This is a genomic window from Alteromonas sp. KUL49, from assembly GCF_006538345.1.
Lineage (GTDB): Bacteria > Pseudomonadota > Gammaproteobacteria > Enterobacterales > Alteromonadaceae > Alteromonas.
This window is the reverse complement of sequence record NZ_BJKL01000019.1, coordinates 24,870-36,463: the sequence shown is the minus strand read 5'-3', so window position 1 is coordinate 36,463 and position 11,594 is coordinate 24,870. Positions and strand designations below refer to the sequence as shown.

Below are 11,594 nucleotides of genomic sequence, written 5' to 3'. Positions count from 1 at the left end.
AGACAGGCTTTGTGCAAACGACGTTGTGAAACGTCAATACGGACAAGTTTCTGTGATCATCGGCCAAAGTGACTATGACACTTACCGTTATATTAACCACGGTGTTGTCGACTTAGCATTAGTGAAAAGCAACGCTGTTCAAGCGTTTGGTGCTGATAGAATTTACGGTATGACAAGACTCGCATCATACCCAGATTACAGCGCCTTTTTTATCGCATTGAGAGAACGTCCAACCCTTTCTAAAGAGTATTTACTCGGTAAGAGATTGGGGCTTTTAGACTATCCAAGTAGTCGTTCTGGGCACATTGTTCCGAAAACTATTATTCAAAACCTCGGCCTAAGCGAATCGACAATATCTATGGTGTATTACAACACTCACCAAGAATTAAGACGGGCGCTTCTTGCAGGTGAAGTTGACATTATTTCTTCCTATTGGGCGAATGAGGACAACCAGACCTTTTCAAGTAGCTATGCAACACCTCTGCAAGATAGTGTGAGCGGTATGCAGTGGTACCTCAAAATGCAAATGCGCAACACAGACCTATACTGTGCTACGCAAGAGACTATCCTCGATATTGCTCGTTCACACCCTCGACCTTACTATCAAAACATTGAAATAGCAGAGGGTTGCAGCGAATGAAGACCATAGAACTATCGCCGAAAGATAAAATTAAGGTTCTGATTGCTTCAATTATCGTTGTAATCTTTGCCCAATTGATGTCTGCCATTGGGCAATTGGGTGCGTCATGGATCTCTAATCACACCGCCTTTGATAACCTTCAGCAACGCATAAGTTTAGATATAGGTTTTGTAGATGTAGGCAATGATACGCTTAATACACCGGTAAATCCCTCGGCTGTGGGACGGTATGTAAAGCAACTCAACGGGGCATTAGCTGAACGCGGTTATCCGCTGGCGGTAGTGTCTCTACAAGGAGTTTCTGGCGGAGAAGTCCCCGAGGCTTTCTCGACTGTTAAAATCCTGAATCTAAGCACCTCTGAACAGAAAATAGCAGTGGCCATTGCCTCTTTACCGCACGCAGATTCCGTCCAATTTAGTCCAATCGCTTTTGTACTAGGTTTACTTTTTGCCCCCATTTACGCCTTATTCGTAAAATCTGAACAAAAGCAAACTCAACTCGCTGTAGAGCCGCTTCGCGAACCTCCGCGCTTAGTTGTTAACTTACAGACGAAAACACTGAGTTGTAATGTGAATGACAACGTCGTGACATTGCAAAACAAACCACTTTGCTTCTATACCGCGTTGTTGAAATTCTGTATTGCGGATCCAAAAGCACCGCTTCAGCTTCACAAAGATGTGCCTTCGGATTTGGTCACCCTAGCTAACAAGACCTTTTCTCGACTGATTGAACTTGGCCATACCAAACGAAAACGCCCAGATTTCAATGCGAACTTAGATAAAACACTGAGTGAAATTAGAGCTGCACTCGACGAGGTCTTCTCGGGGTTAGACTCGGAGAAAGAAAGATATTATCCACCTCGAGCACAAGGCGAAGGCTCAAGGTCAAAACAACATTCGTATGCGCTTCAGCACCTTGAAGTGGATCATATAGAAATAATAGGAAACTAACTCAAAAGACACATAATACGTTGAAATAACGAGAACTTTCAAAACAAAGACGGAACGAATAAAAGACAAATCGTGAATATTAGTTTGATTCGCGAGGGTCAAACGCGTATCTTTGCGTCAGTTTAGTTTGTTATTGAGTATTATGCAGTCACCCTTAATTATTGCCATTTCTGGCGCTTCAGGCTCAGGTAAGTCACTTTTTACCGAAAATCTATTGAATGCATTTTCCGAGCAGGGTCGCCCCGTGCAAGTCTTACGTGAAGACCACTATTATCGTGCACAAGATCACCTTCCTATGGCAGAAAGGGAAAACAATAACTACGATCATCCCAATGCTTTTGAGCATGAGTTACTCAAAACTCACCTACAGTCTTTAAGGGAAGGCAAAGCGATTGCCTACCCGCACTACTGCTTCAAAACCCATACACGCCTTCCTGACACTGAAACGCTAGACCCAGCGCCAGTTATTATTCTAGAAGGCATTATGCTGTTAGCGATTACTGACTTACTTCCATTGTTCGACGTCAAGATATTTATCGATACTCCGTTAGACATATGCTTAATGCGCCGAATGATGCGAGATGTAAAAGAACGAGGACGAACCCTTGAGTCAGTGGCAACACAGTACGAAGAAACCGTTAAACCTATGTACCATCAATTCATCGAACCGAGCAGATTTACTGCAGATGTTGTTGTTACCCAAGGTGGGAAAAACCAGATTGCGTTGGATGTAATCAAGTCTCACATTCAACAAGCACTATTGTAAGGGATTATATCTATGGTGAGTTTACTGGGCATTGCGCTACTGCTTGCTATTGCCGTTCTATTATCGAGCTCCAGAAAAAGCATTAATATACGCACTGTTGGCGGTGCTTTCGCTCTCCAAGCTATTGTAGGCGCTTTCGTACTTTATTTTGAGCCGGGTAAAGAGCTACTGCTCAAAGCAACACAGTTTGTAGCGAATATTATTGGCTACAGCCAAGAAGGTATCAATTTCTTATTTGGGCCCGTTGGCGACAAGTCTATCGCGTTCATTTTTGCCTTCAACGTGCTTCCTGTCATTGTATTCTTTTCATCACTAATTGCCGTGCTATATCACCTCAAGGTAATGACCGTGATTATTCGTGTGATTGGCGGTTTTCTGCAGAAAGTATTGGGAACCAGTAAACCCGAATCAATGTCTGCAGCAGCAAACATCTTCGTCGGTCAAACAGAAGCACCTCTGGTCGTACGCCCTTTTATTCCCAAAATGACGAGTTCGGAGTTGTTTGCCGTTATGGTTGGTGGCCTAGCGTCAATCGCAGGTTCGGTGATGGCGGGCTACGCAGGTATGGGCGTTGAGCTAAAGTATCTGTTAGCTGCGAGTTTTATGGCCGCTCCGGGTGGTTTGTTAATGGCCAAAATCATACTTCCAGAAACTTCGGTCGCAAACGACACCCTAACCCAAGAGGACACAGAGGCTACAACGTACGCTAATGTATTCGATGCCGCTGCCAGTGGCGCTGCCTCAGGAATGCAACTTGCGCTAAACGTAGGTGCAATGCTTTTGGCGTTCATCGCCCTTATTGCCATGCTCAATGGTCTTATCGGTTGGACTGGCGGCTTATTAGGGTATCAAGACGTCACTTTCGAAGGAATTCTGGGATACGTACTGCAACCTCTCGCTTGGGCGATTGGTGTACCTTGGGAAGAAGCGCGATTGGCAGGAAGCTTCATAGGGCAAAAGTTTGTCGTCAACGAATTTGTAGCCTACTTGAGCTTCCTTGAGAGTCAATCCTCATTGTCGGCAAGCTCTCAAGCTATTATTACTTTTGCCTTATGCGGCTTTGCCAACTTATCATCTATTGCAATCTTAATGGGTGGCATTGGTGCAATGGCACCTACCCGCCGAAAAGAAATTGCGAAATTGGGGCTCAAGGCAGTATTTGCTGCCACCTTGGCAAATTTGATGAGTGCATCTCTTGCAGGCTTCTATCTTTCTTTAGGTTAATTAATACTTCAAAAAGTAGACTATTCGGTCAACTTTAAATAAAGTACTCACTAATAAATCGGTGATTGATTCAAATCAATCACCGAGACTTTCTCGGCAAAGGGTCTACCTTTATAATGCTGTTGTTCAAATTTATGGGATTTTATTATGCAATTAGTTGCTGTTGACTATACAGCCGAAAATGCCCAAGAAGCCTTCGTGCAATCGCTTAGGGAAACTGGGTTCGGTGTGTTAAAGAACCATCCAATCCAACAGTCACTTGTTCAGTCTATCTACGATAACTGGCAAGGCTTTTTTGATAGCGAAGAAAAGCAAGACTTTCTTTACAACAAGGGAAAGCAAGATGGCTTTTTCCCTCAAAGCGTATCGGAAGTAGCCAAAGGTTTTACTAAAAAAGACATCAAAGAGTATTACCACTACTACCCATGGGGCCAATGCCCAGATGCCTTACGACCGCAGCTAGACCAGTATTACAACGAAGCGAATACACTGGCAAAAGAGCTTCTTGGTTGGATTGAATCACATTCTCCTGCAGATGTTAGCAAGCATTACAGCCAACCATTGGGCAATATGATTAAAGACAGTGACCAAACACTGTTACGCGTGTTGCATTATCCACCGCTGCAAGGCGATGAAGAGCTAGACGCGATTCGCGCAGCCGCTCATGAAGACATAAACTTAATCACTATTCTACCAGCGGCTAACGAACCTGGTCTCCAGGTGCAAGCTAAAGATGGTAGTTGGTTAGACGTTCCTTGTGACTTTGGTAATTTGATAGTAAACATCGGTGATATGTTACAAGAAGCCTCAGGTCACTACTTCCCTTCTACGACACATAGGGTCATAAACCCCGAGGGTACCGATGTAACGAAATCTCGTATTTCATTGCCTTTGTTCTTACACCCTCGTCCAGATGTTAAGCTGTCAGAGCGACATACAGCAGGCACTTACCTTCAAGAGCGCCTTAAAGAACTTGGCGTAATCTGATTTAAAAAGAGGGGCTTATGCCCCTCTTTTTAATTAATCATACTCACTATAGTAGACAATTTGCTTTGGTATCGCTCTCTATCTTGATTACTTGGCGCAACTTGTTCCGCCTTTCTAATATAACGTTGAGCCGTATGTACATCCCCTAACTCGTAATGCACCTTCGCTAATCCAAATAGGACCTCATGACGAGTTTTATCTAATTTGTAAGCTTTTCGGTAGTGAGAAAGCGCCTCATCGATTCGTCCGTCATCTAGCGCTTGCTCACCCAATATGAAGTGGTAAAAAGGGTTCGACACTCGACGAGATTCAACTTTGGCAAGAATCTCGTCGGCTTCCTGTTCTCGCCCAGTTCGTCGATATAATACTGAAAGGTTTTCCCACGCCGTTAAGCTTTCATCATCCAGAGAAAGCGCATAGCGATAACTGGTTTCAGCCGCCTCATAATCTCCTACCATACGGTATAGCACGCCCAGATTAATCCAACTTTGTTGGATGTGTGGCGATAATAACGCCGCCTCTCTAAAGTAACTATAAGCTCGAGTGTAGCTATTCTCTATGAGTGCATCGGCTCCCTTGTTGTTGTAGAACATAGTGACGATTTCTTGTTTCGTAATTTTGTTGCGAGGAAAATGACGTCGTATCATTTGTGGATCAAAATCTACATCAATAGAACGAGATGCAGTAGTTGCAATATTCGTCTCTAATCGATTGCCAATACGCATATTTACATGGCCATTAATCAAGCTAAATCCATCTCTTCTCGTCCAATATTCAGGAATATCGACTTCATAAAATGTTGCTTCAAATCCGGCATAGTCAGCCATCGCATAGGTCATGATGGACAAAGACAAGCAATTTGCGGCACGTGAGTGGAAGGTTGTATTAGCCACAGAATTCGCAGTATTTCTATACAATAACCCCATCTCTGAGTAATCAAAAATATTGGCGACAAGCTTATTCAAGTCTGGAGTTAAAGAGTTACTGCTTATTAAGGCCTTTTGCACAAAATCTTGCGCTTGTTCGTCTAAGTAAAAAATTTCTTGTTCTGACTCTACAGGGAACAACTCAAAACTGGGAAACCTTTCGTCATTCAGTGCGGGGTATGGTTGGTTTGCAATGGGCGACTCTGTGGACGCACAGGAAAACAAAAGTAAACTGGAAACGACTATAGCTATTCGATACATCATGATAACTGCCCTCAATCACAATTTGTATAAAGTATAGCCGCCGCAGTAGATTTAACATTTATTTTACATTGAAATTCCTACAACTCGTCGCATAAAAGCGACTATAGTTACAGGGTTTACCTTGTCTTAATAGCAGAGTATTCTAACCATCAGTACTTTGGGAATATTGATAGCTACAAAGCGCTTAAATGAACGACGGAGATGTTGGTGTTTTTAAATAACAGTGGATCGAGAAAACTTAAAGATTGCTTGGTACTCATAGTTGATGACCAAATAAGTAGTCGACTCGTTTTAGAAACACTACTTAAAGATATTGCAAAAGTCGTTGGCGTAGCTTCTGGCGAGGAAGCACTCGCGTTCTGTGATCAGCACCAGCCAGACCTCATTCTTCTTGATGTAGTAATGCCAGGACTGGATGGGCACAAAACTGCACAGAAGCTGTTAGCTGACCCGGATAAATCCCACATACCCTTCATGTTTGTTACTGCAACCGTCACTGATGAAGAGCAAAGTCGCTGCTGGAACTCTGGCTGCATTGATTTTGTAGAAAAGCCGGTGAACTCCTGCACCCTGCGTAACAGAGTCAAGTCACACCTCTCTCATAAACTAAAGAATGATCTGCTGGAAAAGTTAATCTATTTAGACAGGCTTACCGGTGCTTATAACCGCCACTATCTAGAGGATTTTCTACCAAGGCTCGTTAAAGAAGGTGACAGAAATACAACTCCGTTGTCTCTAGTCATATTTGATATCGATTATTTCAAACAATTTAATGATCACTATGGGCATATGAGTGGTGACGATTGTTTATGGCGTGTCAGCGCTGCTTTAAAAAAAGCACTTCAACGTCCAATGGACAAACTGGTGAGGATTGGCGGTGAAGAATTCCTCGTACTCCTTCCCAATACCGAACTCGCTGGAGCTACTGAGGTAGCTCAGCGACTTTCGAACACTGTGTATGAGTTAAATCTTGCTCACGATTTATCTTCTTTTGGCAGAGTGACAATCAGTGGTGGCGTAGCAACCCGTTTGCCTAAGCAAGATGTTTCAATTGACGCTATATTGCAACTCGCCGATCAAAATCTCTATCAAGCGAAATCTCAGGGTAGAAACCGAGTATTTTCTCTCGCCAATGATGCTTAGCTCGCTTTACCTAACGTTACCGCCTTAATTGCTCCTGTATGCAGTAATTCATTGAGTTGAGTGGCAGGCTTTGCTCCCAAATTTGAAAGCTGCCAGTAACACAGCTGTAAAGTGGAGAACGCATCATCTAAGGCATTATGTGCAGGAAAATCCGGTAAATTAGCTCGTGCAATGCAAGCGCTCAAACTGGCGCTATTACTGGGAACGACTTGGTGTCGCTTTTTAAGCTCGTAAAGCGCCATTTGCAAAGTGTCGAAATAAACAACCGTTACTGGGGTTAAACTAAGTTTTTGGTATGCCCTATCCAATACGCTGAGGTCAAGAGCAGCATTATGGAATACCCAGATGTAATCCAGTGTTAGAGCAGACAGCTTTTTCGCATAAGCTTCGATAGATTCTCCATCGTCAACAGTTTCATTAGTCAGACCATGTATCACCGGGCTTTGCCCTAGAGGTTTACGCGTACGAATTACGCCATACTCACATGAACTGATGTCGATGCAATTCAATCGCCCTTCGACCCATCCTATTGAAGTTATATGAGCTTCACTAGCATCAAGAGATGTTAGTTCTAGATCGGCTGCAAGAAACTTGAACTCTCCTAGCGTACGCTTAGCAATCTCCTTGGATAAAGCAGGCTTAAACCACGTGCTGATTGCGCGAAAAAAGCTCACCCTACACCACCTGAAAACCGCAACACCATAGCCTGCTTAGCACGGTCGATCGCTTTAAAGGCAGCCTTAAGCTGATGCTTTTCAATAGACGACAGTTCAGATATCGAAACTAGGTTATCTGTGACGTTTTGAGATAACTGATGCCGCCAACGCAAACGATTCATAAACACCCAAATATCAGCCAAGTTTTTAGCATCTTTTTGCGATAGTCCTGAACCAGCATCGATGCTTTTTAATCTTGCCAACGTACCTGGTTCCGATATGCCGCTTGCCAACGCATATACGCGGGCAATATTGTTGATTAGTGCCACAGCTCTCACCTTGATATCTATAGCATCCTTTTGTTTGGCTCCTTTCTCGAAAACAAACTTTTGGAAAACGGATAGAGGTACGGCAATTGAATTAGTGTGTCTGGCCAATGCAGCTAAAAACATGCTTTGTTTTAACAATGGCGCTCTTCTAGATTGGAGTTGCTTGAACAAACTCACGTCGCCTGCGGCACAGCGCGCGTCTAGGAAGATGTTGAAGTGCATAATAGCATCGCCTGTGGGCGCATTAACCCAGCGTTTTGCTTCTTCTACGGCTTTTTCCAACGATAGCCTCAGCTCTGGATTGCTCGCCATAATATTACCATCACAGAGTTTGATACCGCATTTGGCTAGCCCCTGACATACATACTCTGACATCGCCTTGAAGTAGTCAGCCTGTTCGGGAGTAGGATCGCTAGCAAGTAGTAAGGCGTTGTCTTGATCCGACCCCATGGTTTGGTCTTCTCTTGCCTGTGAACCATAAACCAGCCAAGCAAACAACATAGGTGCTTTTCCATGAGCTTCTTGAAAAAATCCAATCAGCTTTCGAGTCATTGTATCTGTTGCCTGGGACAGAATCTTACCCGCAATGTCAAAGTCCCCTACTCGCTTGGCATGAGCGGAGAAATAATGTGGCAGTTGCCAAGAAAGTCGCGCGAGGCTGTATAAGCTCTCTGCTTTGGCGAGCTCACCGATGATAAAAAGAACGTTACTACGCTGCAATCTAACAATATCACTCGCAGTAACCATCCCCGTTGGTAATTGGGTATTCAGTTTAACCACGGGTAGATGATGAATGTTTTTCTCGCTCATCAACGCCATAGCATCAAACATGGTTTTATTTTCGCTAATACTGGCAGGTGTATTCGTCATCACTGAGAATACTGCATCAGTATAGGGAAGGGCCTCAGCCACTACACGAGAGCGTAAATCTCTATCAGTTACAATTCCAACTAACTTTTCGTCTTCGGTAATTAACAGTGAAGATACCCTATACTCAGTCATCTTAATGGCGGCATCCTGAATAGTGGTATCTTTGGAGATACTCACAGGCGCTTTACTGACAACCTCTCTCAACGGTCTGTATAGCCACATAGAGTTAGAGTCTTCCAACATTTGATGTTGTAAACTATTCGACTGAAGCGCATTGAAAAAATGGCTGACCGACGTTTTCTCGAGTAAGAATGTGAATGCATCACCTGAGAAACGGTAAACTAACCCTGGATTGTCGACTTTTATGTCTATCGAATAGTCGGTGCGGTCAAGAAAAGCTGGATAGCCAAAATAATCGCCTTCGCTCAAATGGCGACTTCCTTTGTTACTGTCAACGACCGAAAATTGGCCGCTTTGAATCAAATACAAACCCGAAATATTGTGAGTGAGTTCTGAAACACACTCCTCAGTGAGATACATTAACTCTGCACCTTTAACGAGGTGTTCGATCTCTGTCGGCGAGAGCATGTCAAAAGGGGCGGAAACAGAAAGAAAATCCCTGACTTGTTGAGCAATTTCGGCCATCGGGCTATTCCTTATAAACAAAAAGCCAGCCCTATTTGCGTACAAATGGGCTGGCTGGATTCACATCGTGCTGTTCAACAGCAACGGATTAGTGTGCAGATGCCTCTCCTGCACCTTTCGGATAGCGGATGCTTTCAACCAGCTCCTGAATTTCCGCAGGCGCTTCGTCAGTCATCTTGAACACAACGAATGCAACTAGGAAGTTCACCATCATACCTAAAGTACCAATACCTTCTGGCGAAATTCCGAACCACCAGTTGTCTGGCGTATTCGCCGCTGGATTCACAAACTTAAAGTAAATGATATACGCCGCGGTGAATACCAAACCGGCAATCATGCCTGATACTGCGCCTTTATCATTCATACGCTTGCTAAAGATACCCATGATAATCGCAGGGAAGAAACTCGATGCCGCGAGTCCGAAGGCAAATGCTACGACCTGTGCCACAAAGCCCGGTGGATTAATCCCAAAGTAGCCAGCAATAACAATCGCTACCCCTGCCGCTAGACGGGCATAGAATAGCTCGGCTTTATCACTGATATCCGGCATAAAGTTACGTTTCAGAAGGTCATGAGACACCGAGGTCGAGATAACCAAGAGTAAGCCCGCCGATGTTGACAGTGCAGCTGCCACACCACCTGCCGCAACCAAGGCAATTACCCAAGCTGGAAGATTGGCAATTTCAGGGTTAGCAAGTACCATGATGTCACGATCAACTTTCATTTCGTTTCGCTCATCACCCGAGTAGAACATCATGCCATCGCCGTTCTTATCATCAAATTGGATAAGTCCAGTTTGCTCCCAATTTTTGATCCATGACGGCGCTTGCTCATAGCTAGTACCTGTCATCTCTGGACCATTGATAGTTTCGATCATGTTCACACGAGCGAAAGCAGCAAGAGAAGGCGCTGTGGTATACAAAATAGCGATAAAAGCTAATGCATAACCAGCAGACTTACGTGCGTCACGCACCTTAGGTACGGTAAAGAAGCGAACGATGACATGTGGCAAGCCCGCTGTACCCACCATTAGTGCGAAAGTAATGAAAAACACATCAATTGTACTCTTAGTACCGGAAGTGTACTCATTAAACCCGAGTTCTATGGATAGGTTGTCGAGTTTCTGCAACATAAACATGCCCGAACCATCTGACAGCGTAGCGCCGAAGCCGGTTTGCGGTAAGATGTGACCTGTCACCATGATTGAGATGAAGACAGCTGGAACAATGTACGCGAAAATGAGTACACAGTACTGTGCAACTTGAGTGTAAGTGATCCCTTTCATGCCACCTAGCACGGTATAGAAGAATACAATCACCATACCAATGACAACACCGGCAACAATATCAACCTCAAGGAAGCGACTAAATACTACGCCAACACCGCGCATTTGACCTGCCACGTAAGTAAAGCATACAAAGATGGCACAAAATACAGCGACTGTACGTGCAGTTTGAGAGTAATAGCGATCGCCAATAAAATCAGGGACTGTGAATTTACCAAACTTACGCAAGTAAGGGGCTAAACACAGTGCCAGCAGAACATATCCACCCGTCCACCCCATAAGGTAAACTGCACCGTCGTATCCCATGAAAGAAATCAAACCAGCCATGGAGATAAAAGACGCCGCTGACATCCAGTCAGCCGCAGTTGCCATACCATTCATTACAGGTGGAACACCACCACCAGCTACGTAAAAGTCTGTTGTTGAGCCAGCTCTAGCCCAAATAGCAATTGCAATGTACAGCGCAAAAGAAGCGCCAACGATGATAAACGTTAATAATTGAACATCCATCGTATTACTCCTCGTCTACGCCGTAACGTTTATCCATTGCATTCATTTTTGCCATGTAGACAAAAATCAGAGCAACGAATACATAAATAGAGCCTTGTTGTGCAAACCAAAAGCCCAGTTTAAAGCCAAAAAATTGTACGCTATTAAGTGCATCAGCAAACAGAATGCCCGCACCGAACGACACCACGAACCATACGACTAAAAGCTTGGCAAGAAGAGTTAAGTTCTCCTTCCAATACGCTTTTTTGTCGTCCTCATTTCTAAATGCCATTGTTTCATCCTCATGTCAGGTTAATCGGTTGTTTTATTTTTACATTTCCCTAACGCCCGGCTTCTATCACATTTTCGTAGCTTTCAGCGCTAACAAAGTCCACACTGAGAATTACACAAGTCAAGCAT

Annotated in this window: 11 protein-coding genes; 6 read left to right on the top strand and 5 right to left on the bottom strand. The window is 44.1% G+C overall.

The window, feature by feature from the left end; all coding sequences use genetic code 11:
• The 5 genes from EYS00_RS19900 to EYS00_RS19880 form a co-directional block, all read left to right on the top strand.
• The coding region (locus EYS00_RS19900) for a PhnD/SsuA/transferrin family substrate-binding protein (RefSeq protein WP_130639656.1) at positions 1-640 on the top strand (640 nt) is incomplete at its 5' end.
• Positions 637-1,590 carry a hypothetical protein gene (locus EYS00_RS19895; RefSeq protein ID WP_130639655.1) on the top strand — a complete coding sequence of 318 codons (954 nt, stop codon included), beginning with the start codon at positions 637-639 and terminating at the stop codon, positions 1,588-1,590. The genes EYS00_RS19900 and EYS00_RS19895, both read left to right, overlap by 4 nt.
• Positions 1,591-1,732: 142 nt before the next feature.
• Entirely contained in the window at positions 1,733-2,356 is a 624-nt protein-coding gene (gene udk, locus EYS00_RS19890; RefSeq protein ID WP_130639654.1) for a uridine kinase, read from the top strand.
• 12 nt (positions 2,357-2,368) lie between these two features.
• On the top strand, positions 2,369-3,580 hold the full coding sequence (locus EYS00_RS19885; protein ID WP_130639653.1) for a NupC/NupG family nucleoside CNT transporter: 1,212 nt from the start codon (positions 2,369-2,371) through the stop codon (positions 3,578-3,580).
• A gap of 147 nt (positions 3,581-3,727) precedes the next feature.
• On the top strand, positions 3,728-4,567 hold the full coding sequence (locus tag EYS00_RS19880; protein WP_130639652.1) for a 2OG-Fe(II) oxygenase family protein: 840 nt from the start codon (positions 3,728-3,730) through the stop codon (positions 4,565-4,567).
• A 29-nt stretch (positions 4,568-4,596) separates the two neighbouring features.
• On the opposite strand, the gene EYS00_RS19875 is transcribed toward EYS00_RS19880, so the two are convergent.
• The gene (locus EYS00_RS19875; RefSeq protein WP_130639651.1) at positions 4,597-5,757 is read right to left on the bottom strand and encodes a tetratricopeptide repeat protein; all 1,161 of its coding nucleotides are present in this window, start codon (positions 5,755-5,757) and stop codon (positions 4,597-4,599) included.
• 201 nt (positions 5,758-5,958) lie between these two features.
• Here EYS00_RS19875 and EYS00_RS19870 point away from each other — a divergent pair, with 201 nt between their 5' ends.
• Complete coding sequence (locus tag EYS00_RS19870; RefSeq protein WP_373995583.1) at positions 5,959-6,900, top strand: diguanylate cyclase; 942 nt, start codon at positions 5,959-5,961, stop codon at positions 6,898-6,900.
• On the opposite strand, the gene EYS00_RS19865 is transcribed toward EYS00_RS19870, so the two are convergent.
• The 4 genes from EYS00_RS19865 to EYS00_RS19850 form a co-directional block, all read right to left on the bottom strand.
• Positions 6,897-7,574, bottom strand: coding sequence for a 3'-5' exonuclease (locus EYS00_RS19865; RefSeq protein ID WP_242618852.1), 678 nt, complete (start codon positions 7,572-7,574; stop codon positions 6,897-6,899). The genes EYS00_RS19870 and EYS00_RS19865 overlap by 4 nt on opposite strands.
• The gene (locus EYS00_RS19860; RefSeq protein ID WP_130639650.1) at positions 7,571-9,400 is read right to left on the bottom strand and encodes a putative nucleotidyltransferase substrate binding domain-containing protein; all 1,830 of its coding nucleotides are present in this window, start codon (positions 9,398-9,400) and stop codon (positions 7,571-7,573) included. Before EYS00_RS19860 ends, EYS00_RS19865 begins: the two co-directional genes overlap by 4 nt.
• Before the next feature lie 88 nt (positions 9,401-9,488).
• Complete coding sequence (locus EYS00_RS19855; protein WP_130639649.1) at positions 9,489-11,195, bottom strand: sodium:solute symporter family protein; 1,707 nt, start codon at positions 11,193-11,195, stop codon at positions 9,489-9,491.
• A gap of 4 nt (positions 11,196-11,199) precedes the next feature.
• Positions 11,200-11,466, bottom strand: coding sequence for a DUF4212 domain-containing protein (locus tag EYS00_RS19850; protein ID WP_130639648.1), 267 nt, complete (start codon positions 11,464-11,466; stop codon positions 11,200-11,202).
• Positions 11,467-11,594 lie beyond the last annotated feature (128 nt).

Bases quoted from the DNA above. Each gene is read 5' to 3' on its own strand.
- EYS00_RS19855 (WP_130639649.1), bottom strand. From the start codon at position 11,195: ATGGATGTTCAATTATTAACGTTTATCATCGTTGGCGCTTCTTTTGCG.
- EYS00_RS19895 (WP_130639655.1), top strand. From the start codon at position 637: ATGAAGACCATAGAACTATCGCCGAAAGATAAAATTAAGGTTCTGATT.
- EYS00_RS19860 (WP_130639650.1), bottom strand. From the start codon at position 9,400: ATGGCCGAAATTGCTCAACAAGTCAGGGATTTTCTTTCTGTTTCCGCC.
- EYS00_RS19870 (WP_373995583.1), top strand. From the start codon at position 5,959: ATGTTGGTGTTTTTAAATAACAGTGGATCGAGAAAACTTAAAGATTGC.
- EYS00_RS19885 (WP_130639653.1), top strand. From the start codon at position 2,369: ATGGTGAGTTTACTGGGCATTGCGCTACTGCTTGCTATTGCCGTTCTA.
- EYS00_RS19875 (WP_130639651.1), bottom strand. From the start codon at position 5,757: ATGATGTATCGAATAGCTATAGTCGTTTCCAGTTTACTTTTGTTTTCC.
- EYS00_RS19880 (WP_130639652.1), top strand. From the start codon at position 3,728: ATGCAATTAGTTGCTGTTGACTATACAGCCGAAAATGCCCAAGAAGCC.
- udk (WP_130639654.1), top strand. From the start codon at position 1,733: ATGCAGTCACCCTTAATTATTGCCATTTCTGGCGCTTCAGGCTCAGGT.
- EYS00_RS19850 (WP_130639648.1), bottom strand. From the start codon at position 11,466: ATGGCATTTAGAAATGAGGACGACAAAAAAGCGTATTGGAAGGAGAAC.